Origin of the sequence: Paramesorhizobium salinisoli, from assembly GCF_003335045.1 — a bacterium.
Taxonomy (GTDB): domain Bacteria; phylum Pseudomonadota; class Alphaproteobacteria; order Rhizobiales; family Rhizobiaceae; genus Paramesorhizobium; species Paramesorhizobium salinisoli.
The window spans coordinates 24,864-44,868 of sequence record NZ_QOZG01000014.1 but is presented as its reverse complement, the minus strand read 5'-3'; the positions used below and the strand labels follow the sequence as shown (position 1 = coordinate 44,868).

The following is a 20,005-nucleotide window of genomic DNA, read 5'->3' as shown; positions in this document are numbered from 1 at the left end:
ACCGTCTCGCCGACGATCGCGGTCTGGCCCACAACGACGGAAAACGGCGTGTCGAGGGGTCGAATGAAAGATCGATCCGCTTGAAGACCTGCAAAAGCTGGGCCGATTATGACGGTCGCGCCACAAGGAACACGACCAGCGGACTCAGCTGGAGGGCTTCGCCCGCTCGAATATATCGATGGCGCGCGTCAGTTCGTGTTCGTCGAGGCCCGCGAAGCCGAGCCGGAATGCTTCCGCCGGTTTCATCGTCTCAAGATCGAAGTGAATGCCCGGCATGACCGAAAGACCGAGTTTCGCGGCACTGACGGCCCATGTCTCGGCGCTCAGTCCATCGTTCAGGCGCAGCCAGATTGCCAGCCCGCCGGCAGGCAGCGTGAATTGTGCGTCTTCGGACAGCCGCTCTCCAAGCAACCGTGCCATGAGGTCGCGGCGCGCATGATAGACGCGCCGCGCCTTGCGGGCATGGCGCTTGATCGTTCCATCCTCGATGAGATCGGCAAGTGCGTGTTCCAGCGGCAGATCGCCCTGTCGCTCCAGCGCCTCGCGCCTGTCCGCCATCTGAATCAGGATTTGCGGCGGTGCGACCGCATAGCCAAGGCGGATGCCCGGAGCCAAAAGCTTGGACAGTGATCCGATATAGATGATCGCAAGATCGCTCTGCGCCCGCGCAGCAAGCGGCAAGATCGGCCGGCCATCGAAACGATATTCGTTGTCATAGTCATCCTCGATAATGACCAGGCCAAACCGGCGGGCAACGTCGAGCAGCCGCAGCCGCCGCGCGACACCCATCGTCACGGTGGTCGGATATTGATGGTGAGGCGTGACATAGACGCCGCGCAAACGGCCATTGGTTCGGGCGATCTTCTCCAGCGCATCGACATCGATCCCTCCGCCATCGACCGGAACGCCAATGACATCAGCGCCTGCCGCGCGAAATGCGGACCACGCGAGAGGATAGCCGGGCCGCTCGACGGCAATGAGGGCGCCGGGATAGGCCACTGCCTAGGCCGCCAGAAAGAGCGCCATCTGACTGCCGCGCGTCACGAGGATTTCAGATGCAGCAGCCGTCAGGCCACGCGCGTCTCGTAAATAGGATGATAGCGCCTCGCGCAACTTGCTGCTCCCACGTGGATCGCCATAGGTGCCGCCCGTGGCGAAGGCGGCGCTGGTGAGCGCACGGCGAAACGCCTGGGCAAAGGCTGTGGTCGGCATCAGGCGCACGTCGGGGGAGCCGTCAGACAAGCGAAGAAGCACGCGCTCCGCCGTTCGGACAGACGTGGTTGTCTGGCCCGCCGGGCGCACGGGCTGCGGATGCTTGGCCATGTCGGGAAGGTCCGTGGCGACGAAGGTGCCCCGCGATGGCTCCGTCACCAGCCAGCCTTGCATGGCCAGCTCGTGATAGGCCGCGTCCACCGTATTGCGGTTGAGCTCCAGGTTTAGCGAGAGCGCCCGCGTCCCCGGCAGCGGATCGCCAGGTTTCAGGCGCCCGCGCTCGATCTCCTGGACTATCGTTCGCGCCAAAGCGAGAAACATGGGCTCACGCGCTTCCGGTCTGACCTCGATCGCGAGTGTGGTTCCCTTGCCCATCCGGCATGTCTTCTTTTTCTATTTTGATTCATTTTGATGGTCCAGATTACGGTCAAGGAATGGCAGGCGCAATTCGGCAATCGCGCGGCATACGCCCGATCAGGCCAATGGCTAAGCCTCTCCCTGGAGGCGTCGTGACCAATCCTCGACTACCCGCGTCTGCAGACGCCTTCGCGCATAGCCTCGCCAGCTTTCCGGCAGATGGTCGAGCTCAACCATGGCGGCAAGTTCGTCATGGTTCATCGTGTCGACATAAAGCACGCGCCAAAGCCGCTGGATCGTCCATTCCGGTGAAACTCGGTCCAGCGGATAGAGTTCATCGCCCGGCTCGATATATCCGGGTTCAAGCACTCTGTAGTACCATCCGGTCATGCCCGACTTCTGAACCCGCATTGCCATATCGGCGGTATCGAAGCGCGCATTGAGCTTCCAGCAGGGCTGGCGGCCCTGGCTGACCTGAAGTACGGCCTGGCCGAGCCTGAATGTATCGCCGATGGAGACGTCCTGTTCGGTCAGGCCGCGTGTCGACAGGTTCTCCCCGAAGGCCCCCGGCCTGGTGAGCACGCTGCAGCTTCCGAGAGTGGCGATCCAGTGCGCATAATGCTCATAGGCATAATGATGGACGGCTTTTTCGACGCCGCCATGATGCTTGCGGTCGCCTTGGGTATCACCGACAAACCCTTCCGGTCCAAGAAGGGATCGGCCCTGCACCGGATGCTTGTCGATGCCGCTTGGAACTGCACGGGAGCCAAGTGGCGCAATTGCCCCGATCAGGATTTCATCGACAATCGCCATTTCCAACCCTCTCGCACGCACCGCGGTGCTCACATTTTACATGTTGGAGGACCTGGAATTGACCAGACCAAACGGATTTGCAGTCCGCTGCGTCACCATTCCGCCACCCGGCCGCATGGGCATCGTACTTAGCAGTGCAGCCGGCTCCCGTTAGCAGCCGGTTTGATGAAACCTGGGGGGCCGGGTTTGGCGCTTTCCGGGCCATATCGCTTGTCGCATCTGGCATGGCCGCCCTAAAATGCAGGCAAATACCTGCTCTTGACATGCAGTTGTTTACCTGCATATTGTGATTTCACATTCGAGAGAGACCGATGCACGCTGACAAGGTTTTCAAGGCGCTGGCCGACCCGACACGACGGAAGCTGCTTGACCTTCTTTTTGAGAAGAACGGGCAGACGCTCGGCCAGCTTTGCGAAAATCTGGACATGGCCCGGCAATCCGCCACCCAGCACCTCGGCCTACTGGAGGAAGCCAATCTGGTAACCACGGTTAAGCGTGGTCGGGAAAAGCTTCATTTCATCAACCCCGTGCCGCTCCATGAGGTTTACGAACGGTGGGTGCGGAAATTCGAACAACAGCGGCTCAGCCTGCTGCACGATCTGAAGAATGAACTTGAAGGAAAGTAACAATGACCAAAGAGACAACGAGCTTTGTTTACGTGACCTATATTCTCTCCACCCCTGAAAAGGTGTTCGAGGCAATCACGAAACCGGACGTCGCGAGGCGTTACTGGGGGCACGAGAACGTCTCCGACTGGAATGTCGGATCGAAATGGGAACATATCCGTGCCAATGATGAGCGGACCGTCGAACTCGTCGGCAAGGTCGTCGAGGTCTCGCCGCCGACGCGTCTCGTCATCACCTGGGCGAACGCTTCGCAGGCCTCCGATCCGGCGAGCTACAGCCGGGTAACCTTCGAGATCGAGGAATATGACAACATGGTTCGGCTGACCGTCGCCCATGACGAACTCGAAGCCGGCAGCGGGATGGCGAACGGCGTCAAGCAAGGATGGCCGGCCGTTCTATCCAGCCTGAAATCCTTCATGGAAACCGGTCATGGGCTCGACGTCTTCGCCAAGCCAAAAGCGGCTCGATCCAGTGCGGCGTAGGGATATAGCCGACTGAATTGCGCTATACGGACGGACATGCGGTGAACCACCACAAGGGCCGGAGGCAGATATGCATGTCTCCACGCCTCCGACATCTTCAAGGGAGAAGCACATGGCTGACGATAAGAATTACACCACCTCATTCACGGTTGATCAGACCCCGGAGGCAGCCTTCGCGGCCATCAGCGATCCGCGCGCCTGGTGGAGCGGTGAGTTCGACGGCGACACCAGCAAGCTCGGCGACGTCTTCACCTATCGCTACAAGGACATCCATTATTCGAAGCAGCAGGTGACTGAGCTGGTCCCCGGCAAGCGTGTTGCCTGGCACGTGGTCGAAGGCACGCTCAACTTCGTCGAGGACAAGACGGAGTGGGCCGGTACGACTCTGGTGTTTGACATCATGCGAAAGGGCCACAAGACCAAGGTCGTGTTCACCCATGTCGGCCTCAAGCCCAGGGTCGAATGCTACAACATTTGTTCTGACGTCTGGAGCTCCTTGATCCAGGAAAGCCTCAGGCAGCTGATTGAAATCGGCAAGACCGATCTGCTCGAACTCGACGCGTCGTCTGCCTGAGGTGCCTCCACCCTCCTCTGCCCGCGATGTCGCTCCAGGCGAGCAGAAGACCGCGCAGATCACCAGCATCGCGCCGACGAACACAGCGCCGGCCGGCTGCTTGCGCTAGACAGCCAGCCGGGCACGAAGCTACAGATCAGCGCCGCGTATTCGACCGGGCCGCCATGCGGCACTCCCCTCCAAGCGACAAACTAAGCGGACCGAACTGGTGGGAAGCTGGCGATAGCGGGGTTGAAATCCAGACTGCACGTCATGCACGCGGTCTATCAGCGCGTCTCCAGGCGAATATGGGCGCTCATCGATCATCTGGGTCGATACGGTAGGCGTCGCGCAGACCGCGGAAGCAATCACGCAGCTCTTGCGTGAAAAGCACAGGCTGCTCGAAGGCTGCGAAGTGACCGCCCTTATCAAGCTCGTTCCAGTGAATGATGTTCGGGTAAAACTTGTCTGCCCAGCTGCGCGGCGTCCGGAAGATTTCCCCGGGGAAGATGCTGATTCCTACGGGAAAATCGACTACGCCCTGATTCATGCCGATCCTGGCGTTTTCGCGATAGAGTCGCGCCGATGAGACTGCGGTGTTGGTAAGCCAATAGAGCGTGATGTCGTCGAGCATCTCATCGCGTGTGAGGGCGCTCGCGGGGTCGCCGCTATTGTCGGTCCACGCCTGGAACTTCTCGTAAATCCAAGCGGCAAGGCCAGCGGGCGAATCCGCCAGAGCATAGCCAAGGGTCTGCGGCCGCGTTGATTGAATCTGGTAGTAGCCCCGGCCGTCCGTGACAAACATCTGCAGTGCGGCAATGGCTTCGCGTTCTGCCGCTGTGGCCTCTTCCATCTGCAGGTTCGTCGGGGTCGCAAGCGGCAGGTTGAGGTGGATGGCGGCGAGGCCCGGGGGCTTCTGCAACGCCAGCATGTTTGTAACGACGGCGCCCCAGTCTCCGCCCTGCGCCACCCAATGCGTGTATCCCAGCACGCGCATGAGCTCGGCCCATGCGCGCGCGATGCGGCCGGCGTCCCAGCCGGGAGCGGAAGGCTTGTCGGAAAAGCCGTAGCCGGGCAGAGACGGGATAACGACATGGAAGGCATCTTCCGCGCGACCGCCATGCGCGGTAGGGTCCGTGAGCGGCCCAATCACCTTCAGAAACTCGATGACCGAGCCCGGCCAGCCATGCGTAAGAATAATGGGCAACGCGCCTTCATGCCTCGATCTTACATGCAGGAAATGGAACCCAAGCCCGTCGATGTCAGTGCGAAATTGCGGAAAAGCGTTGATTTGGGCTTCAAAGCGGCGCCAGTCGTAAGCTGTGCGCCAATACTCGACGAGGCGTTGCAAGCGATCGAGCGGCACGCCCTGCGACCAGCCCTGCTCTGTTTCGGGCTCGGGCCACCGGACGGTATCGAGCCGGCGCCTGAGATCGTCAAGAGCAACTTGCGGAACAGAAACTTCAAACGGAGCGATGGCGGCGGCTGCCGCCGGGCTCCCGGCAAAACCAAAGCTGAAGGATGAGGCGACTGCGAGTACGGCGCCCGCCTGGATCACATCCCGCCGTGACACGCTATCGTTCATATGCCGATGTTGGTTTGGCGAAGAGCTCGTTATATGGCGCATAGTCGTCTCCTGGTTCAGGATCGGCAATTGGGAGGCGGCCCATTTCATTTCCGCGTCGCATCATCGGTGCTGGGCGTTGCAGGGACGCACGAATTGGCTCCGCCATCACAACCGGCTTGCCTGCGCTCCAGAGTTCCGGCACGGTGATCGCCCAACAACTTGCATGATGCAAGTTATTCATATATCCTTGCATCACGCAAGTAAAGTGCTATTTTGTCTCCATGCTTGGACGCCTCTATGAGAATCAGAATTGCTCGGCCGCCCGAACACTGGAGTTGGTGGGCGAACGCTGGAGCCTGCTGATCCTGCGCGATGCGATGTTCGGCAACTTCACGCGCTTCTCGCAATTCCAAAAGAGTCTGGGGATCGCGACCAATATTTTGGCAAAACGCCTGGATGATTTCGTAACAGCTGGCTTAATGGAGCGTCGGCAGCCCGGAGCCACCGGCGAGCAGGCCGATTACCTGCTCACTCAAAAGGGACAGGCATTGAAGCCGGTCATTATCGCACTGACCGCGTGGGGCGACAAATGGGTGCAGCCCGGTCCTGTTGTGTTCGAGAGCAACTTTGACGGCCAGCCTGTCGAGCTACAGCTTCGACGCGCCGGAGGCGACGAAGAGGTTGCCATCGCCGACGTCGTGGCCAGACAGCGCTAGACCGTCCTTCCACCGATTCAGACAGGGGCCTACTTTCCCTATTGCGTCTCTCCGCAATAGGAACCCATTCCTTTTCCCTTGACTCCCGCCAGTGATGAGAACATTTTAGGAACATTGAAGGCGTACTCATCATTTTAGGGCTGCATCAACACCTCTACGGTGAACGACGATGCACGCATGGTGACGGGAGAGAGAACATGAATGCACCTGCCTCATTGATCGACGACGAGATCGCCAAAGTGCTGGCCTATCATGGCGGTGATGCACAGGCTGCAATCAAGGCGTTACTGGAGGACCGCGAATTTCTCCTCCGCGAGGTCGAGATCGCCAGCCTGGCTGTCAGCTATGGCTACACACGCGGCTGGAAGCCAGGGCGTCCGCGATGAGCAGGTCACGTGGAGAATGGCCAAAGCCCCTGATCGATTTCAAATACCCGTTTCAGGTTGTCCTCCATTTGACGGATTGGCACCGGAAGAATCTTGTCCTGTTGGTTGAAGACCGTTGCAGGCTGGGCGGCTACCGTTTGGACGGGAGTGCTTACCATGATGGAGCCCACTTCTCTATTGTGAGGCTTCCCACAGAAGAAAGCCGCGCGGAATTCATGCGCCTGTATGGCGGCGTTCCCTACGATCCCAGCGACAGGAAGAGCAGGCCCTGGGAGACATATTTTGCCTTGACGGCACAAGGAGATGAGGTCGGGCGGAACTCTGACGCGTAGCCGGGGTTACTATGACCCGTATCCACTAAGAAGGCAGTCAGGGTGACGACATCGATTTCGACATATCTATTGATGAAGCTGGAGCTTCGGCCATCTCGACGCGGAGGATGATTTTTGGCCTGCGCGCGCGGCTGCACTATGTGAAGAACCTGCCCGGCTCCCATGCCGGCGCGCTGGACGATCTGCGTGGATGGCGAATGCAATCAACGAGGCGGAACCTGCCAACTGATTTTCTTGAACTGGACTGCGGTGCCCAGGAACGGGCAGTCAGTTTCGCCTCGAATGAACTCAATCAGGCCCCGCACATCCTGGAGAAGGACGTCATGGTCGTCTGGGGCCTCAACGCCGTCTTCACGTCGAACTTCGGTGATGCGCTGTCCTTCAAGCCCCACGTCGAGCAGTCGTTTGGTGGCAGTTGCTACCTCATTCCGGAAATCTACCTGTTCACCAACCCGAATGGCGAGGGATTCATCCTCGCCAGGACAGCAATGGCGAATTTGCTTAAGGAACGGAATCGTGGGTGATGAAAGCATACCGATCCATTTGCCGCACCTAACATTGCCGGGCATTGGTGCATGCCTCCGGGTTGCAAGAAATGGGGTAGCTTTGGCTTTACGGGACGCTACGGCGTCGATTGGTTTTGCGGCAAGCTCGACGGCGAGCAAAACGGTTGAGAATCAGCCCGCAATCGCCAAACGTCATGGCAGTTCGCGTGGTGTATATCCCAGTTCACGGCGCATCCAGCGCGCCATATGCGATTGATGCGAGAAGCCGGACGCGAGCGCCACCTCGCTGGCGCTCAACGTACCCTGCAGCAGCATGATCCGGGCCTTTTCGACGCGCCGCCTTACCACATATCGATGGACAGTCGTGCCCGTGGCTTGCTTGAACCAGTGACGCAAATGAGAACTGCTTGCACCGGCCTCATGGGCCAGCGCACCAATCGTCAAAGGCTGATCGAGATGAGCCTCGATAAATTCGAACAGTCGTCGCAACTGGGCCGCTGAAAGCCCATTTCTGTGACTGGTTCTACCTCGCGACATGTCCACCAATTGTAGAGCAAGCGCGAAACCAACCGTATCAGCATAAAGAGAGCCGCCGGGACCACCCTCCCGTTGCGCGCTCTCGAGCGCCCGCGCGAGATGGACTATGCTCTCGTTTCTTAGAATGTGACGAGCCTCCAGACCCGCCCGACCGCCGCCTCGACCTGCCTCACGCGCCACTCGCTCTAGCACATGGGGTGTTAGTCGGATCTCCAACGCTTCGCACGCCGCCGCGGCTTCGTAGCCGCCCTCCTCGCCCGCGGGGACAAGATCGATATCGCCGATCTGCCGCAGATGCTTCGTGCCTGTCGCCCTGCATCTGGTCCATGTCGCGGCACTGGCATGCACCACAATGCGATGATCGGGGATCGGGAGCATCAGGATCGGCCCCGCCTCGTCGCGGCGGCGCGAAACGCCGGCGCTTGCCGGCTGATGACCGGACCTGAGGTCATACATAATCGATCGCTCCAAACTTAAAGCAGAACATGTCCAAAAGTCGGCGTTTCCTGCGCGACTTTCAAGCTCCGCCGATCAATCTTGGCCAAAGATCAGAATAGGAAGGGTTCGAAATGTCGTTGTTTGTAGTGGTCGGGGCAGGCCCAGTTGGACGCGAGACAGCAAAACTTCTCGCAAGCCAAGGACACGAGGTGAAACTCGTGAGTAGGCGCGCGCGCGCATACCCGGTCGACTCGGGAATCCGCAGCGTTGCCCTCGATGCAACCGACGGACGGGGCCTTGCGCAGGTCAGCGCCGGCGCGGTTGCGATCTTCATGTGCGCCATGGCGCCCTATCACAGGTGGCCGGCGGACTTTCCGCCGATTATGTCGGGCGTCATCGACGCGGCAGAAAGCGTCGGTGCCCGCCTTGTGGTCCTTGGCAATATCTACGGATACGGGGCCGGGGCAAGGTCTCCTCTGACCCCCCACTTCCCTTTGGCTCCGACAAGCGTCAAAGGCCGAGTACGGACCGCGATGTGGCAGCATACGCTCGGTTCGACCGTTCCTGCCATCGAGGTGCGGGCGAGCGACTATCTCGGGGATGGCGCGGCCTCATTGTTTACTCTCATGGCTCTTCCACCTTTGCTTGTGGGAGAACCGTCAAAGATGCTCGGTGACCTCGATGCACTGCACGCCTGGTCCTTCACCAAGGATGTCGCTCGAACGCTTGTTGCGGCCTCCCGATATTCTGGCGATTGGGGCCGCGCCTTTCATGTGCCGTCTCAACATATGTCGATCCGCGATCTTGCTTTCCGCTTCGCCGAACTCGCAGCCGTCGAGCTTCCGAAGCTGCGTACGCTCACAGCCAAAGAACTGGAGGTGCTAGGCCGCGAGAATGAAATCATGCGGGAGGTAATAGAAATGGCCTATCTGTTCCAGCAAGAGTGCATTCTCGATGCCTCGGAAACCGAGCGACTGCTTGGCGTTTCCGCAAGCGACCTTGATACGATGATCAAGGACACGCTGCGCAACAAATCGGCGACGCCAACGAGGTGAACTATCGGCAATATGCACAACAATGAACCGTCAACGCATCATCGTGATCATGCGGCTGCGTGGAACAGCAGGCTCTTAAAGGATACCCGCATTGTGTCGTTCTCTAAAACAGGGGATCTGGAGCCAGCGTACTACACAAACCCGCAAGTGGCAGCCTGCAGCTATTGATAGGCGTTTCTGTGAGCACAGCCTCCGGGTGCGTGTTGCGTCACTCAGGCCAACGCGTGACTTGGTTCAACACGCCACGAGGATCGGTGGTGCCCGTTTGCCGTCGGAGCGAGTGTCCCCATGCTAAATCCGTGGAACGCGTTTGTGAACGCGATCCCATCATCCCCGGATCGGGATGCCTTCCCGATTGGACAAGGAGAGATCCACATTGACCGAAACCCGGCACATCGGATATAAATAGAGGGCCGGATCATTTTTGATGAAGCCGGGGTCGTCCCGATTAAACACCGAAATCCTTGAGCGCCGTAATCCGTGACGCATCGGACAAGATTGCCTATAAATAAGATTGAAGGGATCGGACGCTGCGGATGGCTTCTGACGAACATAAGCGCGAGCCGGTCGAGCAATTGCTGGACGCTCCCGATCTTGCGGGCGCTCTCGAAAGTGAACAGTTCAAGAACTTCCTCGATCAAGTTCCCATCGCTATTGCCGTGTCGAATCTGCGCAGTGTTGAAAAAATAATCTACGCCAACCCCGAATTCGAAAAACTATCCGGGCTTAGCGCCGCTCGTCTTGAGCAGGAAAACTGGAAGGGGCTCTCCGGGGTGGCTGCGAAGGCGTCACCCGATCGGCGGATAGATGAAGCAATTGTCACGGAAACCGACTTCGTAGGTACCTTCCGGCTCGAACGCAAGGGCTTGGGTTCAGCCATCGTCGATGTCTATTCCAATATCGTTACAGACGACCATGACACGCTCTGCTTCCGGCTTGTCGCCATGGTTGATGTATCTGCCCATGGCGATGTGGACAAACTGTCCTTTGAGGAGCGTATTCGGGAGAAGGATACGCTCCTTCGCGAGCTTCAGCACCGGGTCAAGAATAATCTGCAGATGGTTACTGCGCTTATCCGAATGGAAGCACGGAACGTGATCGAGCCTGACGAAAGGCGTTTCGAGCGGCTGGCCGGGCGCGTTGACGCACTGGCGGTCCTGTACACAGCGTTGTCTGCCGAAGATCACGATGATCAGATCGATTTGGGCGTCTATCTGAGCCAGATAGCCTCCGCCGTTATGACATCTCACGCAATACAGGGCATTCGCCTCGACCTTAAGGTCGATGCCTATCCGGTTTCGATCAATGTCGCCATGCCGACAGGGCTGGTTGTGAACGAGCTTCTCACAAATGCGCTGAAGCATGCTTTCACAGGCCGTGACGGAGGGACGATTACGTTGCGAAGCACAGTTGACGGAGATGGCTGCCGCGTCGTGGTCGCCGACGACGGGATCGGCCTTCCCGAGGGGGTCACCTGGCCCGCGCCCGGCAGACTTGGAGCCCTTATCGCTCGGTCGCTTTCCGAAAATGCCAAGGCCCAATTTGATGTCACCTCAGCTGCCGGTCAGGGAACAAAGGTGACCATCATCTTCAAGCGCTCGGCCGCGATCGCCGGCTGATCTATTGTTTGCGGATTCCATACCACCAGCAAAGACATCAAGCGCGGGGCCTATCTGATCCCGGCAACGCGCTGACAATTGCGGCTAGAAGCTGACGTGGGATCACCGAGGCTTGCAGCTTCCTGCCCACGGGATGAGGTTGAATGAACATCTCCGTCGCGGACAAGAACTTGCTATTGGACTTCGACGCATGCCCGTCGCGCCCTACACTCGCCGACCGTCAGGGCGGCCGGATCGGCTATGTCGAGGGCAACGCAAAAGATCGTCCGGGCCTGTGTGCGGCGCTGGTGCGGCCCTATGGTTGCGCGTGGGCCACCGATTTCCCCCCGATGATGAAAAGCTGGTGCAAACTACGAGACAATGGTTTTGAGATGCCGGAAACGGACAGAAGTCGCGGCATCCTTTTCCAGCGCATACAGCAGAATGCTGACCCGACTGAATTTGTCGACGAGTGGCTATAGCGCGGCCAACTGATCGCAACCAGATTTTCGAAGGTCGAAAGCTTCGCGTCCTGCGGGTTGCTCTCGCCGCGCCAGAAGGGGTATCAAGACGGGCGGGGTGCCAATCGCGGCCGGATGAACCTTCAAGCGGGGGAATTCCGGTCGAACAGCGGTTCGCGACCCGACTGCTATGAAGCTCAACCGCGCGCGTCGCCCTGTTTCCAGTGCGATGACGATTGCTAACAGCGTCTGACCGCCTCTACGATAAGTACAGGCGGCTGGGGCCGCACGATAATCAATGTTTCCTTCAACTTGGGATATGAACCTATGATGAAATCGCCGCGCAGACCTTTAAACCCGATGGACGCGGCCGAAGCCCTGTTCAAACCCGTGAAAAAAGCGGCCGCCCCCGCAGTCGAGCGGCCAGTAATCCCGAAGGGCAAGGAAATAGTGTCGATCCGGCTCGATAACGACGTCCTGGCATTTTTCCAGGAAGACGGCCCGGGTTGGCAGGAACGCATTAACGACGCATTGAGAGCAGCCATGAAGACTGGCCATTAGCGGTCGGGCGACTTGGGGTAGTTTGATGATGTCTGGAAGAGATAAGGACTAATGGCCCATTTTCTGCCGAACTACGTCGATTCCGAAAGGGCTTAGATGTGTCGGTGACCGGCAACAACCGTGTTAGGCTTTCCCTTCAGCAACCTCGAATGCGGCCATCGGCGACGCGTATCGCCATCGACCGATCGGCGGCGTGAAAGGGGGCTGTGAGTGGCCGGCGGGTTCTCGCAATCAAAAGACGGTCGCGGTCATTCAATCCAGTGGCACTGAGGACTTCTGACCAGCCCCAAGCTGCCGTTCCGCTGCGGCGATCCATGATCGATATTGAGCTTGTCAGGATATTGACCGAGATCGATCCACAACCCTCAAAGTTTGGGATCCGGCGACCTGCCGAAGCGCGAACTATCCGCGGGCAAAATCCGGGATCTGGAACCGACGGCGGTAGGCGCCGGGGGTCATGCCTGTAGTACGTTTGAACAAGCGGCGGAAGAATGCGGCGTCCTCGTAGCCGACGCGCCAGCTGATCTCGTCGACGGGCGAACCGGTGCGCTCGAGCCGACGCTTGGCGTCCTCGATCCGCAGGCGCTGCACATAGGAGAGCGGCGCATGGCCCGTCGCGTCGGCGAAGCGGCGCTTGAAGGTGCGCTCGGCAAGTTTCGAGCGCTTGATCATCTCCTCGACCGGATTGGCAATCGAGAAGTTGGTCGCCAGCCATTCCTGCGCATTTGTAATCTCGGCATCGCCGTGGTCGTTTCTTCCCTCGAAGATCATGTAGGGCGCCAGCCCATCCTGATGCCATTGCAGCGCGAACATGCGCGCGACTTCCTGCGCGACCGTGGCGCCAACATGGTGGGCGATCAGGTAGAGGACCATGTCGTGCCAGGTGTTCGACGCGCCCGAACTGACCAGATCCTCACGCAGGCCGGAGATCACCAGCACGCGCTCGGGGTGGACCGAGACGGCCGGATAGCAGGCGGCGAACTGTTTCGCATAGCCGAAATGGACGGTCGCGTCTTTGCCGTCGAAGAGGCCCGTCTCCGCCAGCAGAAAAACGCCTGAGCAGGCCGAGCACAGCCGCGCACCGCCATCGTGCATGCGCTTGACCCAGTCTACCAGGCGCGGGTAGCGACCGGTCTCCCATCCGCCGGGTCTCAGCAGGACTGACGGGACGATGAGAATCTCGCATGCGGCGATGTCCTCAATGGAACGCTGCACATCGATGGGCACGCCACTGGCGAGCAGCAACGGTCCTGCCTGTTCGCCGACAATCTCCACCGTGAAGGGGTGTTCGGCGCCTGGACTGGCGATCCCCATCATCGAGACCCCGTTCATTACGTCGTAGATCCCGGCCAGCGTCGAGAGGACCGCATCGGGCAGCGCAACGAGGCAGACCCGCAGGGGCATCGATGCGCTCGGGTTCAGCTGTCTGGACATCGCGACCTCCCCGCCGGCGACGAAAAACGGCCGACATGGCACGAATGGACCGATTGCGGGCGATAGCGGCTCTGTCTCGCAACCTGCCGAAGTTCTACACCACACCCGCTTCAAAGTACAACGCAAACAGGTGAAGGACCAATAGGATGCTGGACATACCAAAGATCGATCAGGCGAGGCTCGAAGCCTTCGCCGCACGCGCCATCGGCGATCTGACGGCCGGTTATACCGGCGTGATGGTGAGCCTGGGCAGCAAGCTCGGCCTCTACAAGGCAATGGCCGGCGCCGGACCGCTGAGCGCCAAGGAAATCGCCACACGGGCTGACTGCTCCGAGCGCTACGTCGCCGAATGGCTGAATGCCCAGGCGGCCGGCGGCTATATCGCCTATCACGGCGTAAGCAACACCTACGAACTGCTTCCCGAGCAGGCAATGGTGCTGGCCGACGAGGACAGCCCCGTCTACGTCCCGCACGCCTGGAACGTGCCAGCGTCTATGTGGTTTGACGAAGCGAAGTCGCTCGAGGCCTTCCGAACCGGGAAAGGCGTTGCCTGGGGCGAGCATGACGGGCGGCTCTCCTGCGGCTCGGCGGCGTTCTACCGCAACGGCTACCGCGCGGCCCTCGTGCCGCAATGGCTGCCGGCGCTCGATGGCGTGGTGGACCAGCTCGAGGCGGGCATCGCGGTTGCCGATGTCGGCTGCGGCTACGGCCACTCGACGCTGCTGATGGCCCAGGCGTTTCCCAACTCGCGCTTTCACGGCTTCGACACGCATCCTGGTTCGCTCGACGAGGCGCGGCGCAATGCCGAGGCCGCGCGCGTGGCAGACCGGATCGACTACGCACTTGCCCGCGCCGACGACTATACGGACGGGCAGTACGGACTGATCTGCTTCTTCGACATCCTTCACGATCTGGGCGATCCGGTCGCGGCCGCCCGCCATGCGGCCAGGACTCTCGCACCCGGCGGCACGGTGCTCCTGGTCGAGCCGTTCGCGCATGACCACGTCAAGGACAACCTCTCGCCGGTAGCGCAGCTCTACTACTCGGCGTCGACCGTGATCTGCACGGCGCACGCCATTTCGGAGGGCGGCCAGATGGTGCTGGGAGCACAGGCAGGACAGGCGCGTCTGGCCGAAGTGTTTCGCAAGGCAGGTTTCACGCATTTCCGCCGCGCTGCTGCACGAACTCTCCGATGCACAGCTCAAGGACATCGGCCTGATACGATCCGACATCGGACACGTCGCGCGCGGCCAGATGACCACCCCCGTTCGCTGACCACTCCGGCGGACCCCACCATTCGAGACGTTGCCCGGCGCAAGACCCGGGCGGCTTCCGCCTTCGCGCGTGAAGGGCGCGCGATGACGCCAGTTTTCCCTTCGACCACCTGAGAAACACAAGGAGAACGACAATGAGAAAGAACGTCGCAATCGCAGCGCTGGCCGCCGCGACCCTGATGAGCACCGTATCGTTTGCCGCCACGCAGGAGCAACGCTCCCGTGCGGAGATCTTCCAGGATATCGAAGTAACGTTTGGCGTCGTGCCGGGCCACTTCAAGTCCTATCCACCATCGGCGGTCGCTGGCGCCTGGGCCATGACCAAAGGTCTGGTGATCGATCCCGCCAACAAGCTCGAGCCGAAGGTGAAGTCGCTCATCGGTCTTGCCGTGGCGGCGCAGATCCCGTGCGAATACTGCATCTGGCTCGAAACCAAGTTCGCCAAGGTTGCAGGTGCAACCGACGAGGAGGTCGCCGAAGCGGTCGCGCAGGCCGCTTATGTGCGGCATTGGAGCACTTACCTGAACGGGATGCAGGTGGATTTCGATACCTTCAAAACCGAGTTCGGTGGCGACTGAGCGAACGCAACGCCCAGCCGGGCGACGCCCTCCGCCGGATCGCACTTAGCGAGTACGCACAATGGAAATCCTCATCAACGCGGCGAACATCCTCTACGTGACCGCCTATTTCACGATGGACATGTTGCGCCTAAGATTTCTCACCACGGCGGCGGCATGCTGCCTTGCCGTCTACTTCTACAGCCAACCGGTTCCGATGCTGAACGCGGTGGCGTGGAACGTGTTCTTCATCCTCCTGAATCTGAGCCAGATCGTCAGGCTGGTACTGGCGAGAAACGGAGACGCTACACCTGAACCGTGACGCAGGCTCGGACGCGAATCCTTGCTGTATCTTATCATCTTGTCCGGCTCACCCCAGAAAATTGAACAGAACCACCGCACGTTTCGACAGCGCCCCGTTGGCGCGAGTGCGTCCTCCAGTGTTGGCACAGACGGGTCTGTTCCGGTCAGTCGCCAGCCTGAGAACCTTCATCCCGATTTCCTGTGATCCTGTTGCCGTCGGCGACGTTCCCGAGGCCCGTATCAAGCGAGACGCCCTTGGCGGAGGGTCGGGGAAACGGTAGGCGTTGTTCAGCGCCTACCGTTTCCCAACTTGTCGGAATGGCCCGCCTCCAAGCGAGGCCATTGAGAGATGGGCCGGCCATAGCGACGAAACGGATGGTTGGCATTGCCCCAGTGCTGTGGCCATCCGGCGGGCGAGTCTTCCCAATCCTCCTGCCGCCCATAGACGGTCAGGTCGAGTAGGCGGTAACTGTTGTCCATCGCCTCGACGCCGCGACGGGTCGTCCAGTAGGTCTCGAAGACGTCCGACCCCTGCCGGAGGTAGGCGATAAGATACATTATGCGTGGCCCACGCCCGGCGAGGAGCGTCTCGAGCGATGCCTCTGGTACTGAATACCATGGCATTTCCCAGCCCATGAAGTCGCGATAGCGGACGCTCTCGTCATATGAGCCCTGGCAGAAGGTGGCGTAAGTAGCGTCGCGCGAATGGATATGGGAAAGCTCGCGAACCTGAGCAGTGAAGAAGGTGCAGCCCTCGCATTGCTCCGGCGCGGGCCGACCGTCGTACCACATGTAGTAATAGGCAATGAGCATCCGGCGGGGGCCGAAGGCATCCAATAGTGTCGTCGCGCCACGTTCGCCAACAAGCGGTGTGGTACCATCCACCTCGACCATGGGGAGCCGCCGACGGAAGGCTGCAATGGCGTCACCTTCTCTTGTGTGGGACTTCTCGCGAACGCGCAATGCGTCCAATGCTGCTTGGAATCTGGCGCGATCGACGACTTCAGGGGCTGCATAATCTCCTTTGTTATAGGGCATGATCCTCTCCTTCTAATTTTGGATGGAAGTGAAAGGGTGCGGAAGTGGATCCGCCGCACCTATGCTCATTCGGCGGGGGCCAATGCCGAAGCAGACGTCTGCGAAATCACATCGGGAGCCCGTTGCGTTGCAATCAGGATTGCCGCAAGAATAGCACAAGTAGCGGTCACATAGAGTGGAGCGCTTGTCCCAAAGATGTCGACAGCGATACCACCGGCGATGGCCCCCAGAGTGACGCCGAACTGGATAACGGCCAGAAAAAGCCCACCCACACCCTCAAGCTGATCAGGCGCAGCGCGACCCATCCACGTCTGGGTCATCACCGGCCCGGCACCTATGGCCATACCCCACGCAGCGGCGAAGGCGAGAACCGCAACATAGCTGTTGCTCAGGGTCAACAGCCCTATCGTGGCGATCCCCAGGACCAAGAATGTGGCACCGAAGCCCTCGCGCAGCACGCGATCGGCGAACACGCCGGCGATTGCGCTTCCTAACAAGCTGGCGAGACCGAGCATTAACAGAACAGGAGCGATGGCGGTTGCATCGAGCCGCCCGTTGGTTTCCAGATAGGGGCGCATAAAGGTGAAGCCACATACTTCTCCTCCGAAGAACAGCAGTCCAACCGCCAATCCGACCCGCACCTGTTGCCGTCTTAGCAAGCCCACCAGGCTCGAAAGGCTTGTTGCACTTGACGCCGGCACGCTCGGCAGACAGATGGCCTGCAAAAGCAGCGCTAGCAAGCCGGACCCGGCAGCGGCTATGAATGCCGCTCGCCAGCCTAAAGCTTCCCCGATCAGGGTGCTAAGCGCTGGAGCGACGACGAGCCCCGCAGAGAGCCCCATGAACACGATCGACATGCCCTTGCCCATGTCCTCCATAGTGACGAGCCGGACGACGGTGGCCCCGGCCAGCGCGAAGAACCCGCCAATGGCGATGCCCAGGAGCATGCGGGCGGCCAGCAGTACGAAATAGTCGGATGTGAAGGCGACTGCGATGTTGGACACGATCACAAGGACGCAGAGGACGAGATTTATCAGCTTGCGGTCCAGGCGGCCGATGATCAGGGCCACTGTCGGCGCTGCGATGCCGGCAAAAAGAGCGGTGAGGGTCACCGCCTGACCGGCGGCGCCTTCCGTAACACCAAAATCCGCGGCCATTGGAGTGAGTACTGCCATGGGTGGCAATTCGCTGCTGATCAGAGCAAAGCTCCCGAAGGTAAGGGAGACGACGGACAGCCAAGTCGATCTCGACCAGGTACTGTTCTGGGATCCGGATTCAGACATGTTATCCTCCTATGATGAGCAATAATGGTCGTGAAATAGATTAGGCCCCAAAAAACGAACGGTGAGAGTTACAACTGTGACGGGATTTTGATGAGCGGCAAAATACTTCCCGGCCCCAAAAGACCGAAATGATCATGGCGGGTTCAGCAGGAAGGCGCGTTTTCCGGCGCGAAATATACCCTGCAGTGCATCGCCGTCGCGGATATCGGCTACTGCAATCCGGGCACCCGCCTCCCTTAGATCAGCGCCGTGATCCGGGACGCGCGGACGATCATAACATCCTGGCCAGCGTCCAGCAGCGCGCGGGCGGTTGCGGAACCAACTTGCCCGTTCCTCCAAGAATAATGTGCATGCAATGTCGGCAGGAAAACCCGGCGCGCCCTAACCGTATGAGGCCGCCTCGGATGGGCAGCGCAGCGCGATGGTGAACCGCTGTGGGTTCAATGACATTTGTAGTGGACATGATGCGGTCGCTCCGCTCACCAGCATCTGAAGCGCAAAAATTCATTCCGGCAGTCAAGATTACCCGCCAAGCCGAAATTTTTAAGGAGGCTGAAAAGGATAGATGATTTGGCGTCAGTTAACAATTCATGGGTCAAATCATAGACGGCGATATAAGCTCTGCTATACTGATCCCGCAGTGAAATTAAGTCATTTGAATGGGTAATAATTATGAGTAAAACAGATTTTCATTGGAATCCAATGCTGATCAAACTTACGAAGCAGACGCAAATCTAACCTTGGTCGGGTCAGGCAAGTCGTTCGATAAGAAAGCAGGCAAGACATTCATCATGAACGCACCTTCGCGGACGCTCGGGCTGCAAATAACCCCTTCGGGTGATAATGAGACCGCTTGGAGCAACGGAACTTCACCCGCGGGATTCGATATCGCTCAGGGAACCTTTGTTTATGATGCGCGGGCCAGCTCGACAGAATTATTCCTCACGCTCCTACCTGATTCTGAATTAAACTTTCACGTGCGGAACGATGCCCGAGCACTGATTATGGGAGGGATGGGATCAGGCAAAGGGCTCGAGGTCAACTCAGCCGGCTATTTGAATATGATCGTCGAAGATGAAGGAATGGTCGCTTTCACAGCTTGCGAATTTTTCGGCCTATCGACTACCCCAAGTAGCTCAACACGAATCATTTTGTCGGATAAGGCCAGCATGTTGGTCAACTCTTCTGTCACCCTTGATGTAAGGAACGCGAACGTTGAGGTGACTTCTTCGAAAAATCTTGCCTTACAATGGTATGTGGGCATTCCAGGTGACCAGGGCGAAATGAGTCTCAATGCGACACAGATAAGCCTTTCCGAGCAGTCATCCGGTATTTTGGCCGGGCCGGTTCTGAAGTTGAGTGATACACAGATTACAATAGGCGACTCGGCGAACTGCACGCTTGGATTCGGTCCCATCGCGATTACGGGAAACTCGCAATTCATCCTCGCCTCGGGCTCCGCCAAAATGCAGTTTTCCGGCCAGGGAAGCAAGGTACCGTTCGATTTTATCGACAATAGCTATCCAAAAGGAATTTTTGAGATCGTAGCGCAAGGCGGAATTAACGGCGGCGAGTTCATGATTGACGATCCAACCGCGTTAGAAGGTGCGAATGCCATGGTGGCCAAGGGGCTTATTGCCATTGACGGGGTTATACAGATGGACATGAGCCGGCTAACTATAACCAATGATGGGCAATTCAACCACATCAGGCAAACGGCCTAAATGTCAGCCCCGCCCTCGGGCATCCGCGCCCGAGGAACAAGGCATGGCATCCACCAATAGGTGGAGGTTCTTCCTGTGCATCAATAGATTTCAATATGAAAAAGAGAAGAGGGCGTTGGACTAACGTCGCAAGCTCGGTTGGCCAAGAGCTACCGAGAAAACCGGCCGTAACGATCGATGAACATGGAATGG

Annotated in this window: 22 protein-coding genes and 1 tRNA gene; 14 read left to right on the top strand and 9 right to left on the bottom strand. The window is 59.1% G+C overall.

What is annotated here, in order from left to right; translation table 11 throughout:
- Window positions 1-144: 144 nt before the first annotated feature.
- The 4 genes from DUT91_RS26845 to DUT91_RS21825 form a co-directional block, all read right to left on the bottom strand.
- Window positions 145-999, bottom strand: a complete 855-nt coding sequence (locus tag DUT91_RS26845) for an aminotransferase-like domain-containing protein (RefSeq protein WP_245419880.1) — start codon at window positions 997-999, stop codon at window positions 145-147.
- Between the two features lie 3 nt (window positions 1,000-1,002).
- Complete coding sequence (locus DUT91_RS26840) at window positions 1,003-1,587, bottom strand: GntR family transcriptional regulator (protein ID WP_245419878.1); 585 nt, start codon at window positions 1,585-1,587, stop codon at window positions 1,003-1,005.
- Window positions 1,588-1,698: 111 nt separating this feature from the next.
- Window positions 1,699-2,382, bottom strand: a complete 684-nt coding sequence (locus tag DUT91_RS21830; RefSeq protein ID WP_425373834.1) for an MOSC domain-containing protein — start codon at window positions 2,380-2,382, stop codon at window positions 1,699-1,701.
- A gap of 44 nt (window positions 2,383-2,426) precedes the next feature.
- Window positions 2,427-2,491 (bottom strand) — tRNA-Cys (locus DUT91_RS21825).
- A gap of 202 nt (window positions 2,492-2,693) precedes the next feature.
- Here DUT91_RS21825 and DUT91_RS21820 point away from each other — a divergent pair.
- The 3 genes from DUT91_RS21820 to DUT91_RS21810 all read left to right on the top strand — a co-directional run bounded on the left by DUT91_RS21820 (window position 2,694) and on the right by DUT91_RS21810 (window position 4,064).
- Window positions 2,694-3,008 carry an ArsR/SmtB family transcription factor gene (locus tag DUT91_RS21820; protein WP_114442589.1) on the top strand — a complete coding sequence of 105 codons (315 nt, stop codon included), beginning with the start codon at window positions 2,694-2,696 and terminating at the stop codon, window positions 3,006-3,008.
- A gap of 2 nt (window positions 3,009-3,010) precedes the next feature.
- Window positions 3,011-3,490 (top strand): SRPBCC family protein, encoded by a 480-nt coding sequence (locus DUT91_RS21815; protein ID WP_114442588.1) that lies wholly within the window; start codon window positions 3,011-3,013, stop codon window positions 3,488-3,490.
- Between the two features lie 112 nt (window positions 3,491-3,602).
- A complete protein-coding gene (locus tag DUT91_RS21810) occupies window positions 3,603-4,064 on the top strand; it encodes an SRPBCC family protein (RefSeq protein ID WP_114442587.1) in 462 nt (153 codons plus the stop codon).
- 295 nt (window positions 4,065-4,359) lie between these two features.
- On the opposite strand, the gene DUT91_RS21805 is transcribed toward DUT91_RS21810, so the two are convergent.
- Entirely contained in the window at window positions 4,360-5,718 is a 1,359-nt protein-coding gene (locus DUT91_RS21805) for an epoxide hydrolase family protein (protein WP_245419876.1), read from the bottom strand.
- Window positions 5,719-5,948: 230 nt separating this feature from the next.
- On the opposite strand from DUT91_RS21805, the gene DUT91_RS21800 reads away from it, so the two are divergent.
- The 3 genes from DUT91_RS21800 (at window position 5,949) to DUT91_RS21785 (ending at window position 7,568) form a co-directional block, all read left to right on the top strand.
- Window positions 5,949-6,326 carry a winged helix-turn-helix transcriptional regulator gene (locus DUT91_RS21800; protein WP_200835048.1) on the top strand — a complete coding sequence of 126 codons (378 nt, stop codon included), beginning with the start codon at window positions 5,949-5,951 and terminating at the stop codon, window positions 6,324-6,326.
- 197 nt (window positions 6,327-6,523) lie between these two features.
- Window positions 6,524-6,712, top strand: a complete 189-nt coding sequence (locus DUT91_RS21795; RefSeq protein ID WP_114442585.1) for a CUE domain-containing protein — start codon at window positions 6,524-6,526, stop codon at window positions 6,710-6,712.
- A gap of 439 nt (window positions 6,713-7,151) precedes the next feature.
- On the top strand, window positions 7,152-7,568 hold the full coding sequence (locus DUT91_RS21785) for a hypothetical protein (protein WP_114442583.1): 417 nt from the start codon (window positions 7,152-7,154) through the stop codon (window positions 7,566-7,568).
- A 174-nt stretch (window positions 7,569-7,742) separates the two neighbouring features.
- Here the strand turns inward: DUT91_RS21785 and DUT91_RS21780 are convergent, their stop codons facing one another.
- Complete coding sequence (locus tag DUT91_RS21780; protein WP_114442582.1) at window positions 7,743-8,543, bottom strand: helix-turn-helix transcriptional regulator; 801 nt, start codon at window positions 8,541-8,543, stop codon at window positions 7,743-7,745.
- A 113-nt stretch (window positions 8,544-8,656) separates the two neighbouring features.
- Between DUT91_RS21780 and DUT91_RS21775 the strand changes: the two genes are divergently transcribed.
- The 4 genes from DUT91_RS21775 (at window position 8,657) to DUT91_RS21760 (ending at window position 12,200) form a co-directional block, all read left to right on the top strand.
- Window positions 8,657-9,580: an NAD(P)H-binding protein gene (locus DUT91_RS21775; RefSeq protein ID WP_114442581.1), complete on the top strand. Its 924-nt coding sequence runs from the start codon at window positions 8,657-8,659 to the stop codon at window positions 9,578-9,580.
- A 536-nt stretch (window positions 9,581-10,116) separates the two neighbouring features.
- Window positions 10,117-11,199, top strand: coding sequence for a sensor histidine kinase (locus DUT91_RS21770; RefSeq protein WP_114442580.1), 1,083 nt, complete (start codon window positions 10,117-10,119; stop codon window positions 11,197-11,199).
- A gap of 143 nt (window positions 11,200-11,342) precedes the next feature.
- Window positions 11,343-11,660: a hypothetical protein gene (locus DUT91_RS21765; RefSeq protein WP_114442579.1), complete on the top strand. Its 318-nt coding sequence runs from the start codon at window positions 11,343-11,345 to the stop codon at window positions 11,658-11,660.
- Window positions 11,661-11,966: 306 nt separating this feature from the next.
- The gene (locus DUT91_RS21760; protein WP_114442578.1) at window positions 11,967-12,200 is read left to right on the top strand and encodes a BrnA antitoxin family protein; all 234 of its coding nucleotides are present in this window, start codon (window positions 11,967-11,969) and stop codon (window positions 12,198-12,200) included.
- Between the two features lie 402 nt (window positions 12,201-12,602).
- On the opposite strand, the gene DUT91_RS21755 is transcribed toward DUT91_RS21760, so the two are convergent.
- Window positions 12,603-13,634 carry a GlxA family transcriptional regulator gene (locus tag DUT91_RS21755; RefSeq protein WP_114442577.1) on the bottom strand — a complete coding sequence of 344 codons (1,032 nt, stop codon included), beginning with the start codon at window positions 13,632-13,634 and terminating at the stop codon, window positions 12,603-12,605.
- 146 nt (window positions 13,635-13,780) lie between these two features.
- On the opposite strand from DUT91_RS21755, the gene DUT91_RS21750 reads away from it, so the two are divergent.
- From DUT91_RS21750 to DUT91_RS21740, 3 genes are all read left to right on the top strand, one after another.
- Complete coding sequence (locus tag DUT91_RS21750; protein WP_114442576.1) at window positions 13,781-15,022, top strand: class I SAM-dependent methyltransferase; 1,242 nt, start codon at window positions 13,781-13,783, stop codon at window positions 15,020-15,022.
- A 20-nt stretch (window positions 15,023-15,042) separates the two neighbouring features.
- Window positions 15,043-15,486, top strand: a complete 444-nt coding sequence (locus DUT91_RS21745) for a carboxymuconolactone decarboxylase family protein (protein WP_114442575.1) — start codon at window positions 15,043-15,045, stop codon at window positions 15,484-15,486.
- A 61-nt stretch (window positions 15,487-15,547) separates the two neighbouring features.
- The gene (locus DUT91_RS21740; RefSeq protein WP_114442574.1) at window positions 15,548-15,787 is read left to right on the top strand and encodes a hypothetical protein; all 240 of its coding nucleotides are present in this window, start codon (window positions 15,548-15,550) and stop codon (window positions 15,785-15,787) included.
- Window positions 15,788-16,056: 269 nt separating this feature from the next.
- Here the strand turns inward: DUT91_RS21740 and DUT91_RS21735 are convergent, their stop codons facing one another.
- The gene (locus tag DUT91_RS21735; RefSeq protein WP_114442573.1) at window positions 16,057-16,806 is read right to left on the bottom strand and encodes a DUF899 family protein; all 750 of its coding nucleotides are present in this window, start codon (window positions 16,804-16,806) and stop codon (window positions 16,057-16,059) included.
- A gap of 65 nt (window positions 16,807-16,871) precedes the next feature.
- Window positions 16,872-18,089, bottom strand: coding sequence for an MFS transporter (locus DUT91_RS21730; protein WP_114442572.1), 1,218 nt, complete (start codon window positions 18,087-18,089; stop codon window positions 16,872-16,874).
- Between the two features lie 692 nt (window positions 18,090-18,781).
- Between DUT91_RS21730 and DUT91_RS21725 the strand changes: the two genes are divergently transcribed.
- Window positions 18,782-19,813 (top strand): hypothetical protein, encoded by a 1,032-nt coding sequence (locus DUT91_RS21725; protein WP_114442571.1) that lies wholly within the window; start codon window positions 18,782-18,784, stop codon window positions 19,811-19,813.
- Window positions 19,814-20,005: the final 192 nt, after the last annotated feature.

What these genes read in the sequence shown, in the direction of transcription:
- DUT91_RS26840 (WP_245419878.1), bottom strand. Translation starts at nt 1,587, where the DNA reads ATGGGCAAGGGAACCACACTCGCGATCGAGGTCAGACCGGAAGCGCGT.
- DUT91_RS21830 (WP_425373834.1), bottom strand. Translation starts at nt 2,382, where the DNA reads ATGGCGATTGTCGATGAAATCCTGATCGGGGCAATTGCGCCACTTGGC.
- DUT91_RS21820 (WP_114442589.1), top strand. Translation starts at nt 2,694, where the DNA reads ATGCACGCTGACAAGGTTTTCAAGGCGCTGGCCGACCCGACACGACGG.
- DUT91_RS21815 (WP_114442588.1), top strand. Translation starts at nt 3,011, where the DNA reads ATGACCAAAGAGACAACGAGCTTTGTTTACGTGACCTATATTCTCTCC.
- DUT91_RS21810 (WP_114442587.1), top strand. Translation starts at nt 3,603, where the DNA reads ATGGCTGACGATAAGAATTACACCACCTCATTCACGGTTGATCAGACC.
- DUT91_RS21805 (WP_245419876.1), bottom strand. Translation starts at nt 5,718, where the DNA reads ATGAAATGGGCCGCCTCCCAATTGCCGATCCTGAACCAGGAGACGACT.
- DUT91_RS21795 (WP_114442585.1), top strand. Translation starts at nt 6,524, where the DNA reads ATGAATGCACCTGCCTCATTGATCGACGACGAGATCGCCAAAGTGCTG.
- DUT91_RS21785 (WP_114442583.1), top strand. Translation starts at nt 7,152, where the DNA reads ATGATTTTTGGCCTGCGCGCGCGGCTGCACTATGTGAAGAACCTGCCC.
- DUT91_RS21780 (WP_114442582.1), bottom strand. Translation starts at nt 8,543, where the DNA reads ATGTATGACCTCAGGTCCGGTCATCAGCCGGCAAGCGCCGGCGTTTCG.
- DUT91_RS21775 (WP_114442581.1), top strand. Translation starts at nt 8,657, where the DNA reads ATGTCGTTGTTTGTAGTGGTCGGGGCAGGCCCAGTTGGACGCGAGACA.
- DUT91_RS21770 (WP_114442580.1), top strand. Translation starts at nt 10,117, where the DNA reads ATGGCTTCTGACGAACATAAGCGCGAGCCGGTCGAGCAATTGCTGGAC.
- DUT91_RS21765 (WP_114442579.1), top strand. Translation starts at nt 11,343, where the DNA reads ATGAACATCTCCGTCGCGGACAAGAACTTGCTATTGGACTTCGACGCA.
- DUT91_RS21760 (WP_114442578.1), top strand. Translation starts at nt 11,967, where the DNA reads ATGATGAAATCGCCGCGCAGACCTTTAAACCCGATGGACGCGGCCGAA.
- DUT91_RS21755 (WP_114442577.1), bottom strand. Translation starts at nt 13,634, where the DNA reads ATGTCCAGACAGCTGAACCCGAGCGCATCGATGCCCCTGCGGGTCTGC.
- DUT91_RS21750 (WP_114442576.1), top strand. Translation starts at nt 13,781, where the DNA reads ATGCTGGACATACCAAAGATCGATCAGGCGAGGCTCGAAGCCTTCGCC.
- DUT91_RS21745 (WP_114442575.1), top strand. Translation starts at nt 15,043, where the DNA reads ATGAGAAAGAACGTCGCAATCGCAGCGCTGGCCGCCGCGACCCTGATG.
- DUT91_RS21740 (WP_114442574.1), top strand. Translation starts at nt 15,548, where the DNA reads ATGGAAATCCTCATCAACGCGGCGAACATCCTCTACGTGACCGCCTAT.
- DUT91_RS21735 (WP_114442573.1), bottom strand. Translation starts at nt 16,806, where the DNA reads ATGCCCTATAACAAAGGAGATTATGCAGCCCCTGAAGTCGTCGATCGC.
- DUT91_RS21730 (WP_114442572.1), bottom strand. Translation starts at nt 18,089, where the DNA reads ATGTCTGAATCCGGATCCCAGAACAGTACCTGGTCGAGATCGACTTGG.